Genomic DNA, 21,997 nt, shown 5'->3' on the forward strand with positions numbered 1-21,997 from the left:
GGCCCCTGTGGGCGATGGCAAGGGCGCGGCGCTGACCCGGCGGGGTCTGCTCGTCGGGATCGGGGCGGCGGGCGGGGCGGGCGCCATGTACGCCGCCATGGGCGCACTCGGCCTGGCCCCCTCCGCCCAGAGCAAGGAGTTCACCGCCCCCCGCCAGGGCGACTTCACCCTGCGCGGCAAGGGTTCGGCCAAGGTGGTGATCCTGGGCGCGGGCGTGGCGGGGCTGACCGCCGCGTACGAGCTGGGCAAGGCCGGCTACGACTGCACGCTCCTGGAGGCCGGGCAGCGGGCCGGCGGCCGGAACCTCACCCTGCGCGGCGGCGACCGCCTGACCGAGCTGAACGGCCCCGCCCAGCAGGTGACCCTGGGCGAGGGCGGCTACTTCAACGCCGGCCCCGCCCGCATCGCGCCCTGGATGGTCACCCTCGACTACTGCCGCGAGCTGGGCATCCCCATCGAGACCTTCGTCAACAACAACGCCGCCGCGTACGTGCACACCAACGGCCGGACGACGCGGGCCCGCACGGCCCGAGCCGACATGTACGGATACGTCGCCGAACTCCTGGCCAAGGCCACCGACCTCGGCGCACTCGACAAGACCCTCACCAAGGACGACAGGGACGGGCTGCTGGAGTTCCTCAGGAGGTTCGGCGACCTCGGCCCGAAGCTCGACTACGAGGGATCCGACAGACGCGGTTTCACGAAATTTCCGGCCTTAGACGCCGGCACCCCCATCCCCGCACCCGGCACCCTCCACCAGGTCCTCGCCGCCGGCACCGGCCGCGCCATCACCAACGACTTCGGCTACGAGCAGGCCACCCCCATGTTCCAGCCGGTCGGCGGCATGGACGCCATCGTCACCAGGCTCCAGGAGGCCGTGGGCCAGGACCGGATCAGGACGGGCGCCAAGGTCACCAAGATCACGACTCTGGACGACGGCGTCGAGGTCGTCCACACCGGCGGCTCCGTCAAGGCCGACTACTGCGTCGCCGCCCTCCCGCCCCACCTCCTCGCCAAGATCCCGCACAACCTCGGCCCCCAGATCAGCGCCGCGCTCGCGACCCCCGTCCCGATCGCCGCCGGCAAGATCGGCCTGGAGTACGGCCGCCGCTGGTGGGAGCTGGAGGACCGCATCTACGGCGGCGCCACCGAGACCGACCTGGACATCACCCACATCTGGTACCCGTCGCACGGCTACCACTCGGAGCGCGGCCTGCTCGTCGGCTACTACAACACCGAACACGAGGCCGAGCTCTACGGGGCGCTCACCCCGGAGGACCGGCGGCGCAGGGCGCTCACCCAGGGCAAGAAGATCCACGGCGAGAAGTACCGCCAGAACGTGCTCTCCAGCGTCTCGATCGCCTGGGAGCGCCAGGAGCACATCCAGGGAGGCTGGGTGCGCTGGCCCGCTTTTGATTCGTCCTTCACTCTTCTGCAACGCCCCGCCGGAAGGGTTTACTTCGCGGGCGACTGGCTCACCCATCTGATCGCCTGGCAGGCGGGGGCCATGGAGTCCGCACGTGGCGCCGTCACGCAGTTGCACCAGCGTGTGCTGCAGTCCCCGTGACGACGCCGTCCCGCTGCTCCCACAGCCGCAATAGGCTCGTGGGAGAAGCGATCGAGGAGTTGGGATGACGTTGCACTGGGTGCCCGCGACCGAGCGGATCGACCTGCTGGCCGATCCGGTGGCGCGGGCCGTACCGGACATGGAGGGGGTCGAGGTGGCCGAGATCGATCCCGATCTGGCCGACACGGCGGCGTTCTGCGAGCGATACGCCGTCACCCTCGACGAGTCCGCCAACTGCGTCGTCGTGGCGGCCAAGCGGGGCGGCGAGACGCGCTACGCCGCCTGCATGGTGCTCGCGACGATGCGGGTCGACGTCAACGGCGTGGTGCGCAGGCACCTCGACGCCCGCAAGGCGAGCTTCGCGCCGATGGCCGACGCGGTCGAGCTCACGGGCATGGAATACGGCGGCATCACCCCGCTCGGCCTGCCCGAGGAGTGGCCGCTGCTGGTGGACACCCATGTCGCCGGGCATCCGAGGGTGGTGATCGGCAGCGGCGTGCGCAGGTCGAAGCTCGCCGTCTCCGGCGCCGCGCTGGCCGGCCTGAAGAGAGCAGAGGTGCTCTCCCTGGCCGGCTGAGGGAAAACTGAAGCCGTTTCGAGACCGTTGGATGGGAAACCGATGAGCCCGTTCTGGACGTTGTACGAGTGGGAATGTGGCCTCATGGTTCATCTCGTGGGCGGGGATTAAGCCGGTATGGTGCTTCATGCCATGAACGATGACCGACTAGGCCCTTACCGGCTGCTCAAGCGGCTCGGTGAAGGCGGGATGGGCGTTGTCCACCTCGCTGTCGACCCCCAGGGGCGGCAGGTGGCGGTCAAGGTCCTGCGCGCTGAGGTCGCCGGTGACGAGGTCGCCAGGCGGCGGCTTTCGCGCGAGGTCGAGACCATGCGCAGGGTGCGCAGCAAATACATCGCCGAGGTGCTCGACGCCGACGTCACCGGTCATCGCCCCTACATCGTCACCCAGTACGTGCCCGGCCGCGCGCTCGACGAGATCGTCAAGGACGACGGGCCGCTCGGCCTGCCCGACCTGGTGAGGATCGCGCACGGGGTGGCCGCCGCGCTGGCCGTCGTGCACTCGGTGGGCGTGATCCACCGCGACCTCAAGCCGGGCAACGTGCTGATCCTCGACGGCGAGCCCGTCCTGATCGACTTCGGCATCGCCCAGGCGGTCGACGCGACGCGGCTGACGCAGACCGGCATGTTCATCGGCACGCCCGGCTACCTCGCCCCCGAGATCATCGAGGGGCAGGAGGCGGGTCCCGAGGTCGACATCCACGCGTGGGCGGGCACGCTGCTGTACGCGGGCACCGGCCAGCCGCCCTTCGGCAAGGGCACGCTGGAGATGATCTTCTACAACATCACGGCGGGCAAGGCCGACATCAGCGCGGCCCCCGCCGAGTTGCAGCCGCTGCTCAAGGCGGCCTTCCAGCGCAACCCGAGCAAGCGGCCCAAGGCCGCCGAGCTGGCCGAGCAGGCCGCCCGCATGCTCGCCGCCCCGGCGCCGAGCGGCCGGCCCGACGAGATCTCCACGGCGCCGCGTCCCGGCGGCCCGCAGGTCCCGCTGCCGACCCCGGTCACCGACCGGCCGTCCTACGAGATCTCCACGCCGCCGGTGACGCCCAGGCGGCTGCTCGAAGGGCACGACCAGCCCGGCACACCGCCGCCCGACCAGCAATACGTCTCGCTCCTGCCCAACCAGCCCGACCCGTGGCCGACGCGTCGGGTGTCGCCGGAGGAGCTGCGGCAGATCCAGCGCGAGGCGAGTGCCTACCCGCCGCAGACCGGCGGCAGCGGCCCGCCGGCCCCGCCGCCGGGCGAGACCGACGTGCCCACCCGGCGGGTGCGCCCTGACTCGCCCGACTACCGCAGGCCCAGCACGGCGCCCAACACACCACCTGGCACACGCCCCGGCACACCACCCGGCACACCGCAGCCGAACGCGCCCCATCCCAACACGCCGCCGTCCCACATGGCGCACGGCCACGCGGGGCGTCCCGACCTGCCCGACTACGGCCGGCCCAACCCGATCCCGGTGCAGCCGCCCCCCTACATCCCGGCCCAGCCGCAATACCCGCAGCTCGACCCGGCGACCAAGCGGGAGCCGTACATCCCGAGCGTGGCGCCGGGCAAGGTGCTGCAGCGTTCCAGGGCGTACGGCGTGGCCGGCGCCATGCTGCTGGTCCTGATGATCGCGGCGGCCGTGCTGGCGCCGGTGCTCGTGGCGATCGCGGCGGTCCCGGCCGCGATCCTGCTGCGCGCGGCCGACCTGGCCCAGCCGCAGCTCACGGGCCGCAGGGCGGCGGGGGCGGCGGCCCTCGACGTGGTCAGGGTGTTCGCCCACCCGGCCGCGCTGGCCAAGTCGGCGGGCATCACGCTGGCGCTGGTGCTCTACGCGCTCATCCTCGGGCTGCCGGTGACCCTGCTGCTCACCGTGGTGGCCGGGATGGCCTCCGCCAACGCCTTGGCGTGGGGCGCCGCGATCGCTCTGTGGACCGTCTGCGCGGGCCCTGGAGTGGAGGGTCCTGGCAAACAGATGCGCAGAACGCTCTCATCGCTCGTACCCTCGAGAACAGCGGCGATGGTGATGGCGGGAGTGCTCGCGGCGGCTGCCGGGCTCTCGCTGATCCTCGCCTTCTCCAGCACGTTCGGGGACAAGCCAAGGGGGGCCGTATGGACTCCGCTGAACGTCGGACCAGTGACCACAGAGCTCGACCAGCTAGGGGGGAATTCCGGGGGATGACGCGGGGAAGGCGGCGATGAGCACGCAAGCACCAGAACGCCTCGGCCCTTACCGCCTGGTCAGGAAGATCGGCGAGGGCGGCATGGGGGTCGTCCACCTGGGTCTCGACGACGAGGGGCGCGAGGTCGCCATCAAGGTGCTGCACCCCCACGTGGCCGCCGACCTCAAGGCGCGCGACCGGCTCACCCGCGAGGTCGAGACCATGCGCCGGGTGCGCAGCTCCTTCGTCGCCGAGGTGATCGACGCCGAGCTGGTCGGCGGGCAGCCGTACGTGGTCACCCGCTTCGCGCCGGGCCGCACGCTGGAGGACACCGTGCTGGCCGACGGCGCGCTGGAGGCGCGTGAGCTGATCAGGCTCGCCCAGGGGCTCTGCCAGGCGCTGGTGGCCATCCACGCCGCCGACGTGATCCACCGCGACTTCAAGCCGTCCAACGTCATGCTGGTCGACGGTGAGCCCCTGGTCATCGACTTCGGTATCGCCCACCTGGTGAACGCCACCAGGCTGACGCAGACGGGCATGTTCGTCGGCACGCCGGGCTATCTGGCGCCCGAGATCATCCGCGACTCGGAGATCACCCAGGCGGCCGACGTGCACGCGCTGGCCTCGACGGTGTTCTTCGCCGTGGCCGGTGTGCCGCCGTTCGGCACGGGGACGTTCGAGGCGGTCTGCTTCAACATCATGGAGGGGCGGGCGCAGCTCGACAAGGCGCCCGCGTGGCTGCGCGGCTGGCTCAGCCGGGCGCTCCAGGTCGATCCGGAGGCCCGGCCCGACGCGCACGAGCTGCTGCGGATGGCCAGGGCGCTCGACCCGTCGGTGACGACGTTCCACGAGGCGCCACCCGACGGGCCGACCGGCACCAAGCGGCTGGGCGACCGCACCCGCACCATGGACACGTTCTCCGACCTGCTGCCGCCGGTCGACTACCGCCAGGCCGCGCCGCCGCCTTCCACGCCGCCTTCCCCGGGGCCCTCCCCGACGCCGACGCGGCGCGAAGACCTGCCCGCCGCGCCGCGCAGGGAGGAGCGGCCTCCGCCGTACGTCCCCGCGCCGATGTCGGCCAGGCCGCCCATGCCGCGCCCCGACCAGCGGGTGGCCGGTTACCCCGCACCCGCACAGGCCGCGCCCCCGCGGGCCGCGGCCCCGGAGACCGCGCCGTCGCAGGTCAGGCCCTACACCCCGCCGCCGCAGTACACCCCGCCGGCTGAGCGGCGGAAATTCCTGTTCGGCAGCCAGGTCGTGGGCCTGCTCCTGCTGGTCACGCTGGTGGCCGGGACCGTCATGATGCCGGTCATGGTGGGCGCCGTGGCCGTGGCGCTCGCGCTGGTGCTGCGCATCGGCGAATACCTCTTCGGCGATCTGGTCCAACGGCGGCAGGTGCGCGGGAGCAGCGCGGCCGATCCACTGCTGGCCCTGGTCGGCACGCCGTGGGCGCTGGTGAAGTCCGCGCTGGTGACGGTGGTGCACGTGCCGCTGGCGCTGCTGTTCGGGATCTGCGTCTGGGGCGTCCTCTACTGGGCCGGTGGGATGGGCGTCAACGAGGCGGCGGCTTTCGCGTCGGGCGCCTTCGCGGCCGGCCTGTTCGTGCTGCCCGGCGGCGGCCCGCCCCGCAGGGCGGTCACCCGTACGCTGACCGGCGTGTTGCGCAGCCCTGGCGCGGCGCTGGTGGCGGTCGTGCTGGTGGGCACGGCGGCGCTGTTCGCGGTCATGTTCGCGCTGGGGCAGGATCCGGTGTGGTCGCCGTGGCGGGCCCCGCAGTCGGTGATCAACGACTTGGCCAGCGACGCCAGGCAGAGCACGGTCGGCCTGATCGTCGGGCTGATCGGCAGTCTGCTTGACGGTCTGGGGTTGGGGTTCCTGAATCCCTGGTCCTGAGTGTTCGTGCTGTCCCTCGGGGGGAGAGATGGAGTATGAGCGAGCGCCTCGGCCCGTACGAGCTTCTCTCCCGTCTCGGGTCCGGCGGATTCGGCGCGGTGCACCTGGCGCTCGACCCTGAGGGCCGCACGGTGGCGGTCAAGGTGCTGCACCCGCACGTCGCGGCCGACGGCGTGGCGCTGTCCCGGCTGGCGCGCGAGGTCGAGACCATGCGCATGGTCGGCGGGCCGCACGTGGCGGAGGTGCTGGACGCCTCGCTGGAGGGCGACAAGCCCTACCTCGTGACGCGCTACGTGCAGGGCCGCCCGCTCAGCGCTGTGCCCGTGCCCGTCTCCGACCTGCGGCAGCTGGCGTCCGGGCTGGCCGACGCGCTGCTCGCCATGCACGAGTCGGGCGTGGTGCACCGCGATCTCAAGCCCGCCAACGTGATGATGACCGAGGGCGCGCCGGTCGTCATCGACTTCGGCATCGCCAGCGCGCTCGACTCGCTCTCGGTCACGGCCTCCGGAGCCGTGGTGGGCACGCCGGGCTACCTGGCTCCCGAGGTGCTGGAGGGGCGGGCGGCGGGCATGGAGGCCGACGTGTTCTCGTTCGGGGCGACGCTGGCGTACGCGGCCACCGGGCGGCAGCCGTACGGGCAGGGGCCCGCCTCCGCGATCGCCTACCGGGTCGTGCACCATCCGCCCGACCTGGAGGGTGTGCCCGAGTGGCTGGAGCCGCTGTTACGCGAGTGCCTGGCCACCGACCCGGCCGCGCGGCCCACGGCCGACCGGATCTGCGCCAGGCTGGGCGTGGCGCCCGTCTCGCACGCGCCGCGCACGGCGGCTCCCGTCGTACGCCCGCGTTCGGCCGCCGACGACCTGAGCACCAGGGAGTGGCAGCCGGGCAAGGAGCGGCACGGGCGTTCGGTGGAGGAGTCCAGGGCCAGGCACCGGGAGAAGGTGCGGCGGCGCTGGCTGATCGGGTCGGGGCTGTTCGTGTCGTTGCTGGCGGCCGCCGCCAGGGAGCCGTTGCCTGAGGTGTCGTTGTTCCTGTTGGCGGCGTACGCGCTGGGCTGGGTGTCCGACGCGGGGGTGGCGCTGTTCTCGCGGAGGCCCCACCGGCGTGGGCGCGTGATCGCCGACCTGGTCAGCGTGGCGGGGTCGGTCGGGCTGGCGTTCGGGCTGGCGGCGGTGTTCAGCACGTTCACGCTGGCCCTGTTCGCGGGTACGGCTCTGGTGGTCGGGATCGTGTTCCTCGTGTCCGCGTGAAGCGTACCGAATAAAGTTCGGTATGGTGGAGGGCGATTGACGCGCGGATCACACCCTCGGCTGGTTTGCCCGGAAGCTACCGGCGGGTAACATGACGGCGAAACCACCGCAGACCCTCTGCCGGATGTCCTGCGGGCACCTGGCAGTCTGTACAGATGGATTCGGCGCCCACGCAACGAGGCGGGGGCGCACGCGAACTACGGGAGGTCGGCCACCGGCCATGAACATCGTCGTCTGCGTGAAGCAGGTCCCCGACACGGCGACCGAGCGCAAGCTGCGGTCCGATGACAACACGCTCGACCGGGACGCCGCCGACGGCGTGGTCAACGAGCTTGACGAGTACGCGGTCGAAGAGGCACTGAAGCTCAAGGAAGCCCATGGTGGCGAGGTGACCGTCCTCACCATGGGCCCCGCGAAGGCCGGCGAGACCATCCGCAAGGCGCTGGCCATGGGCGCCGACAAGGCCGTCCACCTCAGCGACGACGCGCTGCACGGCTCCGACGCTCTGTCCACCTCGTACGCGATGGCGCAGGTGCTCAAGAAGATCGGGTTCGACCTGGTCATCCTGGGCTCCGAGTCCACCGACGCGCGCACCGGGATGCTGGCCGCCATGCTGGCCGAGCGGCTCGGCACGCCGCAGCTCACGCTGGCCAACAAGGTCGAGGTCGACGGCGCCTCCATCAGGATCCAGCGCCTGGCCGACTACGGCTACGACCGGGTCGAGGCCACACTGCCGGCCGTCGTCTCCGTGGTCGAGAAGATCAACGAGCCTCGCTACCCGTCGTTCAAGGGCATCATGGCGGCCAAGAAGAAGCCGGTCGAGACGCTCGCCATCGGCGACGCCTCCATCGACGCCGCCCAGGTCGGCCTGGCCGCCGCCTGGTCCGAGGTCGTCGACTTCGCCCCGGCCCCGCCGCGCGAGGCCGGCACGATCGTCAAGGACGAGGGCGACGGCGGCGCGAAGGCGGCCGAGTTCCTGGCGTCCAAGAAGTTCATCTGAGAGCGAGGGTCAACTGATATGTCGGAAATTCTCGTTCTCGTCGAGCAGGTCGAAGGCGAGGTCAAGAAGGTCACGCTCGAGCTGCTGACCCTGGCCCGCACCCTCGGCACGCCCGCCGCAGTCTGGGCCGGCCCCGGCATCACGGCCGAGGCCAAGGCCCGCCTCGCCGAGTACGGCGCCGAGAAGATCTACGTCGCCGGCGCCGACGACCTCGTCGACCACGTGGTCGCGCCCAAGGCCGAGCTGCTCGCCCAGCTCGTCGCCGCCTCGTCGGCCGCCGCCGTCCTGGTGGCCTCGACCGCCGAGGGCAAGGAGATCGCCGGGCGCCTGGCCATCAAGATCGACTCCGGGGTCATCACCGACGCCGTGGGCCTGGGCAAGGGCTTCACGGCCGACCAGTCCATCTTCGGCGGCGGCGTCAACGTGCACGCGCGGGTGCGCAAGGGCACCCCGATCATCGCCGTACGCCCCAACTCCACCGCCCCCGTGGCGGCGGCGGGCGCCGGGGCCGAGGAGCAGGTTTCCGTCACCCTGTCCGACGCCGCCAAGGCCACCCGGGTCGTCGAGCGCGTCAAGCAGGAGAAGGGCGCCCGTCCCGAGCTGACGGAGGCCGCGATCGTGGTCTCCGGCGGGCGCGGCGTGGGCTCGGCCGAGAACTTCTCGATCATCGAGGGCCTCGCCGACGCCCTGGGGGCCGCCGTGGGCGCCTCCCGCGCCGCCACCGACGCGGGCTGGTACCCGCACCAGTTCCAGGTGGGGCAGACGGGCAAGACGGTCTCGCCGCAGCTCTACATCGCGGCCGGGATCTCGGGGGCCATCCAGCACCGGGCCGGCATGCAGACGGCCAAGACGATCGTGGCCATCAACAAGGACCCGGAGGCCCCGATCTTCGAGCTGGCCGACTACGGCGTGGTCGGAGACCTGCACCAGGTCGTGCCGCAGCTCACCGAGGAAGTCAGGAAGCGCAAGTAGGGTTTGCCCGGGGAGGCGCGGTCCTCGTTCTCCGGCGTCTCACGCGTGAGGCGCGTGGAGATACTTGGAGAGTGGGGCTGCGCCGCCCGGGGGCCCGTGCCCGCCAGTGAAGCACGGCGATCAGCCGGAGATCGATGGGTGCCGGGGCGGCTGCCCAACCGGCTGCGACGTCTCGCCGACGTCGCATTATTCGGCGTGCTGTAGCCCGTCCAGCCCGACGAGCAGTTGCGTGGCCAGCGCGTACTCCAACACCCTGTACGCCTCCAGCGGCACCTCCACCGCACGCTGAACCACGACCACCTTCCGCGCGGCGGCAGGCCGGTACACATCCGCCACCACCCCGTACGGCTCACCGGCGCGTGCCGTGTAGACGTACGACTCCGGACCCAGTCGCGGGCACAACGCGCGTGCTCGCGGGATGCACGACCGGCAGGTCGGCGGCGCGTGCGTGAACTGCCTGCCTCCACCCGTCACGCCCGGAGGCTCGGGCAGCAACCACCAGATCCGATCGCCGTCCACCGCTGTCCCTCCACACACACCTGGCACAGTAGACGGAGCATGCAGCGCCGCTGCCGCGCCGTGTTGACCAGCTTCCACAACGGACGACCTGCGCGGGACAGGCACTGCCGATGCCACAGCACGCCGAACATCCAGTCATGAGCGACGGCGTCGGTGTACGACAGCCTGATCCCGTCGGTCGCCTCGGCGTGAGAGGCCAAAGCGAGCCGATACGCGATCGTCTCGTCCTCGTGCGCGGTCACGTACGGGACCACTTTCGCCAAGCCGCTCACGCTCGGCCGTCCGCACTCCCGTACGTACTCTCGGCGCTCACCGGGGCAGCAGGGCTGACACGACGCGTTCGCCCACCTGAGTGAGGCTTGTCTCCCAACACCCGTTGGTCAGGGCGTCCACCACCCACAGGCCCCTGCCCGTCTGCTCGTGCGGCCCTGGCATGCGCGGCATGGGCACTGACGCCGACAGGCCGGGGTCTACGACGTTCAACCGCCAGAAACGCCGTTCCCGCTGTTCCACCGGCCGCAGGCTCATCCGCACCCACCCGCCGCTGCCATGAAGCACCGCGTTGCTCACCAGCTCGGACGCGATGAGCTGGAGGTCGCCGAGCGCACGACGATCCTCTAGCCAGCCCGCAAGCTCTCGGCGAGCCAGCCCGGGCAACAGGGCAGGGTCGTCGATCTCGCTCATCAGCCACACCTTGATGCGTGCGTACGGACGCTCCGACACCGCTACTCGCATGGTTCACCTCGGGGAACGCTTGGCGTACAGGCCGGATCTGGGCTGTACGCTCCGACTGGGTCTACAACCTTCTGAGAGGTTGTAAGCCCTCACAGCATGGACTCCTGTCTCCGTGGCACGCCTCCCCGAACGGGCGTACAGTTCCTTACAGTTTGTAGGCCAATCCGGAGAGTGATCGACCAGGGGCGACATCTCGGAGAAAGGGTGTGACATGACCCAACAGGGGGAGGATCCGAGCAGGGAGGCGTGGGCGGAGTACGCCAGGCGTCAACGCCAATACCGGATGGACCAGGGCTTGAGTCAAGAGCGCCTGGCAGACAGGCTGCCCTACAGTGAGAGCGCCGTGGGGCATGTCGAACGGCTCATGCGCAAGCCGACCGAGGATTACACACGCGAGGTAGAGAAGGCCCTGGGCTTGGCCGGTCAGCTCATGGAGCTTCTACAAGTGATCCACGGCAACACCATGGGACCGAAATGGTTCCGGGAGTGGCCGAGAGTCGAAATGCTCGCGCACACCATCCGGACCTGGGAACCGATGCTCATCCCGGGCTTGCTCCAGACGGAAGGCTACGCCCGGCAGGTGTTCCTCGGCGAGCCGGGAGCCACCGAGGACGACACCGCACGGGCCGTACGGTTCCGGATGCACAGGCAAGCGGTATTCGCGCGATCCCTCCCACCCTTGTACTCGGCCCTCATCGACGAGAGCACCCTCCGGCGTCCTGTAGGGGGCAAGGAGGTGATGCGGGAGCAGCTGGCCAAGATCCTTGATGTCCTTCGCCCTCCGTACATCACGGTACGGATCGTGCCTCTCGCCGCAGGACTCACGACCGGCTGTCTTGGCGCATTCGAGGTGGCCACCCTCCTCGACGGCGGACCCGATCACGCGTACCTGGAGAGCGCCGAGGAGGGGCGGGTAACGAATCGCGCCGGGACGGTACAAGCGCTTATCGTGCGGTGGGAAGCCCTCTCAAGCATGGCGTATCCCGTGGACAAGAGTCGGGAAACGATTCGCGAGGTGATGACGAGCTATGAGTAACACAGGTCCTGACACCGGCGGTCTGGCCGTGGGCGTGTGGACCAAAGCCAAGGCATCCGGAGGGAACGGCGGGAGCTGTGTCGAAGTGATGCGGCGACCGGACGACAGTGTTCTCCTTCGAGACACCAAGGACGAAGGGAAGGGGCCGGTCTTGGCCTTCGAGCCCGATGAATGGCTTGCCTTCCTGGAGGGAGCGAGGGGCGGCGAGTTCAACCTCTCCTAGGCTGCCCGTGGAAGGGGTGTGGCCGGGATGGCCGCTCCCCTTCTTTCGGACCCACGATCCCTACATCTCGTAGGGGAGACTCCCTTACCGTGCTGTACGCCCTACCGACACATGACGCCGGGAGGCTGCCACGGACGCGGCTGGGTCGGTGGCGATACGAGCCCGCCGAGTGGACAGACCACCCGCCGCCCGCCCCATCCACAGGGGAGTCTCAGGCCAGCGCCGCCCGCAGGCGACCGGCCAGCTCTTCGGCCTGGGTCTGGCTCCAGGGGATCAGCCCGTTCTCGGACATGAGCGCGTAGAACTGCTGCTCCCGGTACGGCGTGCCCGGCGGGAGCGGGGCCACGTGCCAGTGCAGGTGCGCGTTGCCCTCCTGGCTGCCGAGCGAGAGCACGTACGTGCGCTCCGACGGCACCACCGCCTCCACGGCCAGCGCCACCTTCCTGACCACGCCCATGATCGCGTGGTAGGCGTCCTCGTCGAGGTCGCGTACGACGTGCTCGATGTGCCGCTTCGGACTGACCAGCACGTAGCCGGGCATGGTGGGATAGCGGGCCAGGAAGGCGAGGTGCCGGTCGTCCTCGTAGACGATCTGCTCGTGGGCGTAGTCGGGGTCGCCGGCGACGACGGCGCAGATGAAGCAGGGGCGCGACTTCACCCGCGCCTCGTACGCCTCGATGTCGAAGGGCACGTTCCGCTCAAGATCCATCTCTTGATGGTCTCAGGCGGCGGCCTCGGCGGGTTCTCTGGCGGGCTGGTCGCTCGGCTGGGCGGTCCGTTCGCGGGCCGGGAGCAGGCGGGCGGCGAGCGCGATCAGCACGCCCAGCACCACGCCGATCCCCAGCGCGGTACGCAGCGAGGTGGCGTCCGACAGGAAGCCGATCACCACGGGGCCGAGCAGCAGGCCCGTGTACCCCATGGCGCCCGCCTGGGCGATCGCCGGCCCCGGCGCGTCGGTCGCGGTCCCCGCCAGCGACAGCGTGAGCGGCGAGATCGTCGCCACGCCGAGCCCGACGAAGAACATCGCGAACACCGCCACCAGCGCCGCCGGAGCCAGCAGCACGACCGCGAAGAACCCGGCCGTGGCCACCCCCGAGCCGGTCAGCATCCCGCGCACCCCGAACCTGACCCGCAGCCGGTCACCCGTGAGCCGGGCGACGAGCATGCCCACCTCAAAGACCGGGTAACCGAGCGCGGCCAGGGCCTCGGGAGCGCCCAGCTCGTCGCGCAGGTACAGGCCGTTCCAGTCGGCGACCGTGCCCTCGACCATGAAGGCGAAGAACATGATCGCGCCGAGCAGGTAGACGACCGGGGGCAGGCGGCGCCGCCCCGCCGACCGCGCGTCCACCGCCGGGGACTCCGGCAGGTACGTACGGCCGAGCAGCACCATCACCGGCAGCGAGACCAGGGCGACCAGCGTCACGTTCGCGGTGAACGGCAGGCCGGCGGCGATCGCCAGGCTGCCCAGCGCGCCCGCCGAGATGGCGCCCACGCACCAGCCTGCGTGCATGCCGTTCATCAGGGGCCGTCCGTACGCCTGCTCGACGGCCGAGCCCTGGGCGTTCATGGCGACGTCCACGGTGCCGAAGGCCATGCCGAACAGCGCCACGGCCACCAGGAGCAGGGTCAGGTCGGGGGCGAGGGCCACGCCGAGCAGGCTCAGCGCCGTCAGTGGACCGCCTGCCCGCAACACCGCCCGGCTGCCCACGCGCGCCATGACGCGGCGCATGGACTGCATCGTCACCAGCGCGCCCAGGCCCCAGACCAGCAGGATCGTTCCGACCATGGCCTCGGACAGGCCGAGTTTGTCGGTCAGGGAGGGGATGCGCACGGTCATCGTGCCCACCATCAGGCCGGCAAGGACGAAGGTGAGGACCGCCCCGTAGCGGGCACTCCTCAGGTCGCGGGTCATCAGGCCACACCTCATTCAATTTCGTTATAAGTCGGGATTTGTGGGCCAGGGCGCGAAGCCCCGTGGGGGGAAGGGCGAGACCGTGGCGTGCGAGGTCCTCCCCGTGCGCCGCGCCCGAGGGGGCGGTCCGGCGCACGCGGAGGCCGCGGCCCAGGTCAGGGCCGCGGCAGATCGGTGACGGAACGGGACGGGAGAAGGGACGGCGAAGGGCCGGGCGGGGAATCGGGGCCGGGGAAGCCGGGCCTAGGGAAGCCGGGCGGAGGTCGGGACGGGGAGGCTCAGGCGGGGCTGAGGAGTGCTCTGAGGCGGTGCTCCAGGGCCTGGAGGTCTCCCTCGGTGTTGAGCCCCGGGTCGTGGCTGGCCACGTCCCAGAGCCCCTCACATGCCAGGCGGACGATCTGCGCGGCCAGCGGGTCGGGCTCGTCGCTCAGGCCCTCGCGATGCCAGCGGGTCATCGCCTCGCGCAGCGGCGCGAGCAGGAAGAGGTTGCCCGACGCCCCGGTGACGACGGCCCACCGTCGCAGGCGGCCCGATCGTACGGAGGCCAGCGTCGCGCCCAGATAGCGCTCGGTGTAGGTCTCTCCTGGCTGGGCGGCCATCAGCTCGTCGAAGTCTTCGATCAGCCGCTCCACCATGCCTTTGATCAGGGCCTCTTTGGAGCCGTAGTGGTAGAGCAGCCCGCCCTTGCTCACGCCCGCCCGGTCGGCCACGGCCGCCAGGGTGAGCGCGGCCGAGCCCTGGTCGCAGAGGAGATCCTCGGCCGCGTCCAAAAGCTCGTCCCTTCGCATGCCGATTACTGTACCGTCCGGACGGTACAGTCGCAAACGAGATACCCTGAACGCGTGACCATACCGTCGGCCTACCTTGATCATGCGGCTACCACCCCCATGCTGCCCGAGGCGATCGAGGCCATGACGGAGCAACTGAAACGCGTCGGCAACGCCTCCTCGCTGCACGCGGCCGGCCGTCAGGTGCGCAGGGTGGTCGAGGAGTCCCGCGAGACGATCGCCGACGCGCTCGGCGCCCGGCCCAGCGAGGTCGTCTTCACCTCGGGCGGCACCGAGGCCGACAACCTGGCGATCAAGGGCCTCTACTGGGCCCGCCGCCCGCGCCGCCGCGTCCTGATCAGCTCCGTGGAGCACCACGCCGCGCTCGACCCGGCCCAGTGGCTGGGCGACAGCCAGGGCGCCGAGGTCGAGCTGCTGGAGGTCGACGAGCACGGCCGGGTCCACCCCGAGACCCTGCGCGCCGCCATCGAACGCGACCCCGGCGACGTGGCCATGATCAGCGTCATGTGGGCCAACAACGAGGTCGGCACCGTCCAGCCCGTCCGCGTGCTGGCCGCGCTCGCCCACGATCACGGCATCCCGTTCCACACCGACGCGGTCCAGGCCGTCGGGCAGTTGCCCGTGTCGTTCTCCGCCTCGGGGGCCGACGCGCTCACGCTGACCGGCCACAAGATCGGCGGCCCGATGGGGGTCGGCGCGCTGCTGCTGGCCAGGGGCCTGACGCCGGTGTCCGTGCAGCACGGCGGCGGGCAGGAGCGCGACGTGCGCTCCGGCACGCTCGACGCGCCCGCAGTCGCCGGGTTGGCCGCCGCCGTCAGCACCGCCGTACGCGAGCAGGAGGCACTCGGGCTCCACCTGGCGGCCTTGCGCGACGACCTCATCAGGCGTGTCCGCCAGGCCGTGCCCGACGTGGTGCTCAACGGGCACCCCGACGAGCGGTTGCCCGGCAACGCCCACTTCTCGTTCCCCGGCTGCGAGGGCGACGCGCTGCTCATGCTGCTCGACGCCAAGGGGGTGGAGTGCTCGACGGGGTCGGCCTGCTCGGCGGGGGTGGCGCAGCCGTCGCACGTGCTGCTGGCCATGGGGGCCGACGCGGCGGCGGCCCGCGGCTCCCTCCGCTTCACCCTGGGGCACACCTCGACGCGTGACGACGTCGACCGGCTGATCGAGGTGCTGCCGGCCGCCGTCGAGCGCGCCCGCCGCGCGGGGGTGGGGTAGGTCCACGAACGCCCACAGGACGGGCGCCGGTCAGGTGAGGAACGGGGCCGCGGCCGTCCAGGCGGGGTCGGCCGACACATCTACCCGGGGCTTGCCCTCTTCCCAGCCCACGATCAGCTCCTTGGCGTGGATCGCCGCGTCGCTCGTCGGGTCGGCGTAGACGTGGATGACCCGGTGTCCCTCGGTGCTCATGTGCGCGGCCAGCAACGCGTCGTCGCGCAGCTTGAGCAGCCGGGCGGCCAGCCGTTCCTCGAAGTCGCGCAGCGCGGTCAGGGAGTCGCCGGCGGGCAGGCCGTTCTCGTCGCGGTGCGCGTAGGGGAGCGTGATCGCGATGTGCTGGTCGAGCATCGGATGGTCCACCGGCCGCAACGGGTAGCGCGCGGTGGCGACCAGCGACGCGCCACCGGCGGTCTGGCCCTCCAGCAGCACCCACTCCTCCTCGCCGAAGCCCGAGGCCACGTCGGCGACCACGGCGGGCAGGTGCGCCGCCGCCACCGCGTCGATCGGCTCGAACGCGACCGCCGTGATCTCGCCCAGCCACCGGGCCACGTCGTCCTCGCCGAGCAGCCAGTCGAGGGCCAGCAGCGTGGCCTCCGTCCGGATGTCCTCGTCGAGGTCGGCGAAGATGGGGTGGTAGGCGGCCACGTCGACCCTGGGCTGGTTGCGCGGCACGCGCAGCCCCAGCGTCAGCTTGTCGAGCGCGAACTCGAGGCCGCCCACGTCGAGCGTCAGCTCCGTCGCCCGCGGGTTGGCCTGACGCGACGGGCGGAACTCCCACAGCAGGTCGGGCGGCGGCGCCGCCTTGGCCCAGCGGTGCGCCAGCGAACGCAGCTCGGCGTCGCCCGCCGCGGTCACCACCAGGGAGTGCGCGGCCTCCTTGCCCGGGGCCACCTCCCAGACCAGCCCGGGATGGATCGCGGCCGCCGCCGGGGCCAGCAGATCCTCCAGCCCTTCCGCCTCGCCGGCGGCCACCAGCGAGTCGAGCCGCGGCCTGGTCTCCTGCCACCACGCCCAGAATCCGGCGATGGCCTCGTCAGGCCCGGTGGCCCCGTCGTCTGCGTCCTTGCGCCCGAACAGTCGCATGGCCGAATCCTTCCAGACCGAGCGCATGGTCGCGCACACCCCGCCGGACAGTACGCTGGAACGGTCATGGGACTTCGTGTGCTTGCCGCCATGTCGGGCGGCGTCGACTCCGCCGTGGCCGCCGCCCGGATCGCCGAGGCCGGTCACGACGTCACTGGTGTTCACCTCGCGTTGTCGGCCAACCCCCAATCCCACCGCACGGGGGCCAGGGGCTGCTGCACGATCGAGGACTCGCGCGACGCGCGCCGGGCCGCCGACGTGATCGGCATCCCGTTCTACATCTGGGACATGGCCGAGCGTTTCCAGCGCGACGTGGTCGAAGACTTCGTGTCCGAATACGCCGCGGGCCGCACGCCCAACCCGTGCCTGCGGTGCAACGAGAAGATCAAGTTCGCCGCGGTGCTCGATCGGGCGCTGGCGCTGGGCTTCGACGCGGTCGCCACCGGCCACCACGCCAAGCTGGCCGACGGCGTGCTGTCGAGGAGCGTCGACGCGGGCAAGGACCAGTCCTACGTGCTGGGCGTGCTCACCCGCGAGCAGCTCAGCCACGCGATCTTCCCGCTGGGCGACTCGACGAAGGCCGAGGTGCGCGAGGAGGCCGCCCGGCGTGGTCTCACCGTGGCCGACAAGCCCGACAGCCACGACATCTGCTTCATCGCCGACGGCGACACCCGCGGCTTCCTGGCCGAGCGGCTGGGCGCGGCCGAGGGCCCCATCGTCGACCAGGAGGGCGCGGTCGTGGGCAGCCACCAGGGCGCCCACGGGTTCACCGTGGGGCAGCGCAAGGGCCTGCGCATCGACCGTCCCGCGCCCGACGGCAGGCCCCGCTACGTGCTGTCCATCGAGCCGGTCTCCAACACGGTCACCGTCGGTCCGCGTACGGCGCTGGAGGTCGGCTCGATCACCTGCGGGCGTCCGGTCTGGAATGGGCCGTCCCGGTTCGACGACCTGACCGTGCAGCTCAGGGCGCACGGTGAGGTCTACGCCTGCCGGTTCGAGGAGACCTCCGACGGGCTCACGATCGAGCTCGACCGGCCCGCCACGGGTGTGGCCGCCGGTCAGGCCGCGGTGCTCTACTCCGGCGCCACGGTGATCGGCTCGGCCACCATCGTCTCGGCCCGCTGAGCCGGGCCGAGGGGCGAGCGGCGCCAGTCGAGGACGGCCGGCTCAGTCGAGGACGGCCGACTCGCCGACCGCGAGGCGGCGCAGGTCGGCGCCCTGCTTCTCCGACTCCATGCGCAGCCAGTTGTCCACCAGGCCCAGGCCGATCTCGTTGTAGAGGCCGTCGTGGGTGGAGAACGCCCGCGCCGGACGCATCGTACGGAGATACTCCACCATCTCCCCGAGCTTCAGCCACGGAGCGCCGGTCGGCACCAGCAGCGTCGGCACCTCCACGCCGGGCACGGTGAGCGCGTCGCCCGGGTAGAAGACCTCGTCGTCGACCAGGAAACCGATGTTCTGGACAGGCGGTATGTCGGGGTGGTTCCTCGCGTGCCACTCGCCGAACGCCTTCACCCGGAAACCGGCCGTCTCGAAGGCGTCGCCGTGGCGTACCACCTGGACCTGGCCCGGGACCTCGGTCAGCTCCGCCGCCACGCCCTCGCAGGTCCAGATCTCCAGGCCGGGCGGGGCGGCCTTCAGCTTGTCGACGTCCACGTGGTCGGCGTGCTCGTGGGTGATGAGCACCGCGTCGGCCCCGTCGAGCACCGGGCTCCGTACGAAAGTGCCCGGGTCGATGACCAGGACCTTGCCGTTCTTCTCCACGCGGACGCAGGCGTGATCGTATTTCGTGAGCTTCACTCGCCAGAGCCTACGCTTGTGCCCATGTCTACGTGGGAAGCCACCGGGGTCGGCTCGCATCCGGGCGAGGACCATCTTGAGGCGATCAGAGTTGTGTTCGGCGAGGTGCCCGGATTGCCGTACCTGCCCGAGCTGCCCGCCAGGGGGGTCGGGGCCGACCTGGTGGGCCGGTCGGCGGCGCTGCTGGTCGATCTGTCCGTTGAGGTGCAGCCGTCGGGATGGCGGCTGACCGACCGGCCCGGCCGCGACCACCAGCGGGCCGTCGACCATCTGCGGCGCGACCTCGACGGGCTGGAGGAGATCGGGCACGACTACTCCGGGCCGCTGAAGGTGCAGGTCTGCGGGCCGTGGACGCTGGCAGGGGCGATCGAGCTGCGGCACGGCGACAAGATGCTCTCCGACGCGGGGGCCGTACGCGACCTGACCGCCTCGCTCGCCCAGGGCGTGGCCGAGCACTGCGCCGAGGTGCGGCGGCGGCTGCCAGGGGTGACCGAGATCGTGTTGCAGCTCGACGAGCCGGGGCTGCCCGGGGTGCTGGCGGGCACGGTGCCGACGGCGTCGGGGTTCGGGCGGCTGGCGGCGGTCGAGGAGTGGCGGGTGGAGGAGTCGATGGGGCTCTTCGACCGTCCCGTGGTGCACTGCTGCGCGCCGGGGGTGCCGTTCGGCCTGCTGCGCCGGGCGGGGGTGCGCGGGGTGTCGCTGGACGCGGCGCTGCTGCGGCGGGCGCAGGAGGACGCGCTGGGGGAGTCGTTCGAGGCCGGGATAATGCTGTTCCTGGGGGTCGTGCCGGGCACCGACACCCGGCTCGCCGATCCTGGGGTGGTGGCCAAGCCCGCGCTGGAGCTGTGGCAGCGGCTGGGGTTCGCGGCAGAACGGCTTGCGGAGCAGGTGGTGCTGACCCCGTCGTGCGGTCTGGCGGGGGCCTCGCCCGCGTACGCGCGCGCGGCGCTGGCCGCCTGCCGCAAGGCGGCCCAAGTGCTCAGAGACGATCCCGCGAACGGTCGGCCGGGCGGCTGAACGTGGCTTCGCGCGGGCTCGGCGGTAGCGTTTGCTCAGGTCGTACGGGGTCGTAGGGAAGGAGAGGCTGCGTGAGTGAGTCAGGCACCGAGGTCGGGGGCGTGCCGGTGACCGCGCTCAAACGGCACGCCGAGCTGAGCGAGCTGGTCGAGGAGGCCCGCTGGCGCTACTACGTGCTCGACCAGCCGACGGTGAGCGACGCCCGGTTCGACGAGTGGTTCAAGGAGCTGCTCGCGCTGGAGGAGGCGCATCCGGCGCTCCAGACGCCCAGGTCGCCCACCCAGCAGGTGGGCGCGCCGGTGTCGGGAGACTTCGCGAAGGTCCAGCACCTCAACCGGATGGAGAGCCTCGACAACGCCTTCAGCGCCGAGGAGATGGCCGCCTGGCAGGCCAGGGCCGAGCGGCTGGCCGAGGGCGACCCCGGCCCCTACCTGTGCGAGCTGAAGATCGACGGCCTGGCCATCGCGCTGGTCTACCGCGACGGCAGGCTCGAACGCGCCGCCACCCGCGGCGACGGGCGCACCGGCGACGACGTCACGGACAACGTACGCACGATCAAGGGCGTCCCCCACCGGCTCACGGGCCACGACGTGCCGAGCCTGGTCGAGGTGCGCGGCGAGGTCTACATCCCGGTCGCCGACTTCAAGCGGCTCAACGAGCAGCTCGTCGAGCAGGGCAAGGCGCCGTTCGCCAACCCGCGCAACTCCGCGGCGGGGACGCTGCGGCAGAAGGACCCGCGCGTCACGGCCCAGCGCCCGCTGCGGATGCTGGTGCACGGCATCGGCCTGTGGGAGGGGGCGCCAGAGCCGCGCGCGCAGTCCGACGTCTACGACCGGCTGCGCGAGTTCGGGCTGCCGGTCAGCGACCTCTACAAGGTGCTGCCGGGGCTCGGCGAGATCAACGAGTTCATCGAGTACTACCGCGTACACCGGCACGACCCGGCCTACGAGATCGACGGGGTCGTGGTGAAGATCGACGGCTTCCGCACACAGCGGGAGCTGGGCTCGACGTCCCGGGCGCCGCGGTGGGCGATCGCGTACAAGTATCCGCCGGAAGAGGTCAACACCAAGCTGCTCGACATCCAGGTGGGGGTGGGGCGCACCGGGCGGGTCACGCCGTTCGGGGTGATGGAGCCGGTCGTGGTGGCGGGCTCGACGGTCGAGCGCGCCACCCTGCACAACGCCGCCATCGTGGTCAAGAAGGGCGTGCTCATCGGTGACACCGTGGTGCTGCGCAAGGCGGGCGAGGTCATCCCCGAGATCGTCGGGCCCGTCACGGCGCTGCGCGACGGTTCCGAGCGGGAGTTCGTCATGCCGACGCACTGCCCCGAGTGCGGCACGGAGCTGGCGTACGAGAAGGAGGGCGACGCCGACCTGCGCTGCCCCAACGCCCGCGGGTGCCCCGCCCAGATCCGCGAGCGCGTCTACTTCGCGGCCGGGCGGCGCGCGTTCGACATCGACGGGCTCGGCTACGTCGCCGCCACCGCGCTCACCCAGCCGCTGCCGCCGCAGCAGCCGGTGGTGCGTACCGAGGCCGACCTGTTCGACCTGACGCTGGAGCAGCTCGTTCCCATCAAGTCGGTGGTCCGCGACGCGGAATCCGGCCTGCCCAAGATCGACCCGAAGACCGGCGAGCAGAAGGTCGTCACCTTCTTCTCCAACCTCAACGGCGAGCCCAGCCAGAACGCGCTGCGCCTCATGGACGAACTGCCGCGCGCCAAGCAGTCCTCGCTCGCGCAGGTGCTGGTGGCCCTGTCGATCCGGCACATCGGCCCGCCCACCGCCCGCGCCCTGGCCGACGCCCTGCGCTCGATCGACGCCGTCATGAACGCCTCGGAGGAGGAGCTGGCCGAGGTCGAGGGCATCGGGCCCAGGGTGGCGGCCACGATCAGGGAGTGGTTCGAGGTCGACTGGCACCGGGAGATCATCGAACGCTGGCGCGCGGCCGGGGTCCGGATGGAGGACGAGCCCGCCCCCGAGAAGGGGCCGCAGCTCCTGGACGGGCTGACGTTCGTGGTGACGGGCACGCTGGAGGGCTACACGCGCGACTCGGCCGCCGACGCCCTGACCAGCAGGGGCGGGAAGGTGTCGGGGTCGGTGTCCAAGAAGACGTCGTTCCTGATCGCGGGGGAGAACGCGGGGTCGAAGTACGACAAGGCGGTGGCCGCAGGAGTGCCGATCCTCGACGGGGCCGGTTTCGAGGTCCTGCTCAACGAGGGGCCGAAGGCGGCAGCGGCGGCGGCGGTCACGCCGGAGGAGTAG

At 71.4% G+C, this 21,997-nt stretch carries 20 protein-coding genes; 13 read left to right on the forward strand and 7 right to left on the reverse strand.

The annotated features are described in order from the left end of the window. Positions 1-7: 7 nt before the first annotated feature. The 7 genes from ABD844_RS24440 to ABD844_RS24470 all read left to right on the forward strand — a co-directional run bounded on the left by ABD844_RS24440 (position 8) and on the right by ABD844_RS24470 (position 9,405). Complete coding sequence (locus tag ABD844_RS24440; RefSeq protein WP_344882257.1) at positions 8-1,567, forward strand: flavin monoamine oxidase family protein; 1,560 nt, start codon at positions 8-10, stop codon at positions 1,565-1,567. A gap of 64 nt (positions 1,568-1,631) precedes the next feature. Then, entirely contained in the window at positions 1,632-2,144 is a 513-nt protein-coding gene (locus ABD844_RS24445; RefSeq protein ID WP_344882260.1) for a YbaK/EbsC family protein, read from the forward strand. Between the two features lie 132 nt (positions 2,145-2,276). Next, on the forward strand, positions 2,277-4,310 hold the full coding sequence (locus tag ABD844_RS24450) for a serine/threonine-protein kinase (protein ID WP_344882263.1): 2,034 nt from the start codon (positions 2,277-2,279) through the stop codon (positions 4,308-4,310). A gap of 16 nt (positions 4,311-4,326) precedes the next feature. Then, positions 4,327-6,183, forward strand: coding sequence for a serine/threonine-protein kinase (locus ABD844_RS24455; protein ID WP_344882266.1), 1,857 nt, complete (start codon positions 4,327-4,329; stop codon positions 6,181-6,183). A 35-nt stretch (positions 6,184-6,218) separates the two neighbouring features. Next, positions 6,219-7,433 carry a serine/threonine-protein kinase gene (locus ABD844_RS24460; RefSeq protein WP_344882268.1) on the forward strand — a complete coding sequence of 405 codons (1,215 nt, stop codon included), beginning with the start codon at positions 6,219-6,221 and terminating at the stop codon, positions 7,431-7,433. 220 nt (positions 7,434-7,653) lie between these two features. Then, positions 7,654-8,433 (forward strand): electron transfer flavoprotein subunit beta/FixA family protein, encoded by a 780-nt coding sequence (locus ABD844_RS24465; protein WP_344882271.1) that lies wholly within the window; start codon positions 7,654-7,656, stop codon positions 8,431-8,433. Positions 8,434-8,451: 18 nt separating this feature from the next. Beyond that, positions 8,452-9,405, forward strand: coding sequence for an electron transfer flavoprotein subunit alpha/FixB family protein (locus tag ABD844_RS24470; RefSeq protein ID WP_344882274.1), 954 nt, complete (start codon positions 8,452-8,454; stop codon positions 9,403-9,405). A gap of 186 nt (positions 9,406-9,591) precedes the next feature. On the opposite strand, the gene ABD844_RS24475 is transcribed toward ABD844_RS24470, so the two are convergent. Together ABD844_RS24475 and ABD844_RS24480 are read right to left on the reverse strand one after the other, a co-directional pair. Further along, the gene (locus tag ABD844_RS24475; RefSeq protein ID WP_344882277.1) at positions 9,592-9,924 is read right to left on the reverse strand and encodes a hypothetical protein; all 333 of its coding nucleotides are present in this window, start codon (positions 9,922-9,924) and stop codon (positions 9,592-9,594) included. 309 nt (positions 9,925-10,233) lie between these two features. Further along, a complete protein-coding gene (locus ABD844_RS24480) occupies positions 10,234-10,608 on the reverse strand; it encodes an ATP-binding protein (protein ID WP_344882280.1) in 375 nt (124 codons plus the stop codon). Between the two features lie 262 nt (positions 10,609-10,870). On the opposite strand from ABD844_RS24480, the gene ABD844_RS24485 reads away from it, so the two are divergent. Together ABD844_RS24485 and ABD844_RS24490 are read left to right on the forward strand one after the other, a co-directional pair. After that, the gene (locus ABD844_RS24485) at positions 10,871-11,695 is read left to right on the forward strand and encodes a helix-turn-helix domain-containing protein (protein ID WP_344882284.1); all 825 of its coding nucleotides are present in this window, start codon (positions 10,871-10,873) and stop codon (positions 11,693-11,695) included. Further along, complete coding sequence (locus tag ABD844_RS24490; RefSeq protein ID WP_344882286.1) at positions 11,688-11,918, forward strand: DUF397 domain-containing protein; 231 nt, start codon at positions 11,688-11,690, stop codon at positions 11,916-11,918. The genes ABD844_RS24485 and ABD844_RS24490 overlap by 8 nt, the downstream gene beginning before the upstream one ends. Positions 11,919-12,129: 211 nt before the next feature. Here ABD844_RS24490 and ABD844_RS24495 read toward each other — a convergent pair whose 3' ends face one another. The 3 genes from ABD844_RS24495 to ABD844_RS24505 all read right to left on the reverse strand — a co-directional run bounded on the left by ABD844_RS24495 (position 12,130) and on the right by ABD844_RS24505 (position 14,618). Next, positions 12,130-12,627, reverse strand: a complete 498-nt coding sequence (locus ABD844_RS24495; RefSeq protein ID WP_344882289.1) for an HIT family protein — start codon at positions 12,625-12,627, stop codon at positions 12,130-12,132. A 12-nt stretch (positions 12,628-12,639) separates the two neighbouring features. Further along, positions 12,640-13,830 (reverse strand): MFS transporter, encoded by a 1,191-nt coding sequence (locus ABD844_RS24500; RefSeq protein WP_344882292.1) that lies wholly within the window; start codon positions 13,828-13,830, stop codon positions 12,640-12,642. 278 nt (positions 13,831-14,108) lie between these two features. Continuing rightward, the gene (locus tag ABD844_RS24505) at positions 14,109-14,618 is read right to left on the reverse strand and encodes a TetR/AcrR family transcriptional regulator (RefSeq protein ID WP_344882295.1); all 510 of its coding nucleotides are present in this window, start codon (positions 14,616-14,618) and stop codon (positions 14,109-14,111) included. A 99-nt stretch (positions 14,619-14,717) separates the two neighbouring features. Between ABD844_RS24505 and ABD844_RS24510 the strand changes: the two genes are divergently transcribed. After that, positions 14,718-15,836: a cysteine desulfurase family protein gene (locus ABD844_RS24510; protein WP_344882568.1), complete on the forward strand. Its 1,119-nt coding sequence runs from the start codon at positions 14,718-14,720 to the stop codon at positions 15,834-15,836. 30 nt (positions 15,837-15,866) lie between these two features. On the opposite strand, the gene ABD844_RS24515 is transcribed toward ABD844_RS24510, so the two are convergent. Beyond that, positions 15,867-16,919: a DUF695 domain-containing protein gene (locus ABD844_RS24515; RefSeq protein WP_344882298.1), complete on the reverse strand. Its 1,053-nt coding sequence runs from the start codon at positions 16,917-16,919 to the stop codon at positions 15,867-15,869. A gap of 66 nt (positions 16,920-16,985) precedes the next feature. On the opposite strand from ABD844_RS24515, the gene mnmA reads away from it, so the two are divergent. Continuing rightward, positions 16,986-18,044 carry a tRNA 2-thiouridine(34) synthase MnmA gene (mnmA, locus tag ABD844_RS24520; protein WP_344882301.1) on the forward strand — a complete coding sequence of 353 codons (1,059 nt, stop codon included), beginning with the start codon at positions 16,986-16,988 and terminating at the stop codon, positions 18,042-18,044. Between the two features lie 42 nt (positions 18,045-18,086). Here the strand turns inward: mnmA and ABD844_RS24525 are convergent, their stop codons facing one another. Then, entirely contained in the window at positions 18,087-18,719 is a 633-nt protein-coding gene (locus ABD844_RS24525) for an MBL fold metallo-hydrolase (RefSeq protein WP_344882304.1), read from the reverse strand. Between the two features lie 24 nt (positions 18,720-18,743). Here ABD844_RS24525 and ABD844_RS24530 point away from each other — a divergent pair, with 24 nt between their 5' ends. Together ABD844_RS24530 and ligA are read left to right on the forward strand one after the other, a co-directional pair. Next, complete coding sequence (locus tag ABD844_RS24530) at positions 18,744-19,736, forward strand: methionine synthase (protein ID WP_344882307.1); 993 nt, start codon at positions 18,744-18,746, stop codon at positions 19,734-19,736. 71 nt (positions 19,737-19,807) lie between these two features. Continuing rightward, positions 19,808-21,997: an NAD-dependent DNA ligase LigA gene (gene ligA, locus ABD844_RS24535; protein ID WP_344882310.1), complete on the forward strand. Its 2,190-nt coding sequence runs from the start codon at positions 19,808-19,810 to the stop codon at positions 21,995-21,997.

The organism is Nonomuraea antimicrobica (assembly GCF_039536965.1).
Classification (GTDB): Bacteria; Actinomycetota; Actinomycetes; order Streptosporangiales; family Streptosporangiaceae; genus Nonomuraea; species Nonomuraea antimicrobica.

Excerpts from the sequence above, each read along its gene's own strand:
- ABD844_RS24445 (WP_344882260.1), top strand. The coding sequence starts at position 1,632 with ATGACGTTGCACTGGGTGCCCGCGACCGAGCGGATCGACCTGCTGGCC.
- ABD844_RS24450 (WP_344882263.1), top strand. The coding sequence starts at position 2,277 with ATGAACGATGACCGACTAGGCCCTTACCGGCTGCTCAAGCGGCTCGGT.
- ABD844_RS24455 (WP_344882266.1), top strand. The coding sequence starts at position 4,327 with ATGAGCACGCAAGCACCAGAACGCCTCGGCCCTTACCGCCTGGTCAGG.
- ABD844_RS24460 (WP_344882268.1), top strand. The coding sequence starts at position 6,219 with ATGAGCGAGCGCCTCGGCCCGTACGAGCTTCTCTCCCGTCTCGGGTCC.
- ABD844_RS24465 (WP_344882271.1), top strand. The coding sequence starts at position 7,654 with ATGAACATCGTCGTCTGCGTGAAGCAGGTCCCCGACACGGCGACCGAG.
- ABD844_RS24470 (WP_344882274.1), top strand. The coding sequence starts at position 8,452 with ATGTCGGAAATTCTCGTTCTCGTCGAGCAGGTCGAAGGCGAGGTCAAG.
- ABD844_RS24480 (WP_344882280.1), bottom strand. The coding sequence starts at position 10,608 with ATGAGCGAGATCGACGACCCTGCCCTGTTGCCCGGGCTGGCTCGCCGA.
- ABD844_RS24485 (WP_344882284.1), top strand. The coding sequence starts at position 10,871 with ATGACCCAACAGGGGGAGGATCCGAGCAGGGAGGCGTGGGCGGAGTAC.
- ABD844_RS24490 (WP_344882286.1), top strand. The coding sequence starts at position 11,688 with ATGAGTAACACAGGTCCTGACACCGGCGGTCTGGCCGTGGGCGTGTGG.
- ABD844_RS24495 (WP_344882289.1), bottom strand. The coding sequence starts at position 12,627 with ATGGATCTTGAGCGGAACGTGCCCTTCGACATCGAGGCGTACGAGGCG.
- ABD844_RS24500 (WP_344882292.1), bottom strand. The coding sequence starts at position 13,830 with ATGACCCGCGACCTGAGGAGTGCCCGCTACGGGGCGGTCCTCACCTTC.
- ABD844_RS24505 (WP_344882295.1), bottom strand. The coding sequence starts at position 14,618 with ATGCGAAGGGACGAGCTTTTGGACGCGGCCGAGGATCTCCTCTGCGAC.
- ABD844_RS24510 (WP_344882568.1), top strand. The coding sequence starts at position 14,718 with ATGCTGCCCGAGGCGATCGAGGCCATGACGGAGCAACTGAAACGCGTC.
- ABD844_RS24515 (WP_344882298.1), bottom strand. The coding sequence starts at position 16,919 with ATGCGACTGTTCGGGCGCAAGGACGCAGACGACGGGGCCACCGGGCCT.
- mnmA (WP_344882301.1), top strand. The coding sequence starts at position 16,986 with ATGGGACTTCGTGTGCTTGCCGCCATGTCGGGCGGCGTCGACTCCGCC.
- ABD844_RS24530 (WP_344882307.1), top strand. The coding sequence starts at position 18,744 with ATGTCTACGTGGGAAGCCACCGGGGTCGGCTCGCATCCGGGCGAGGAC.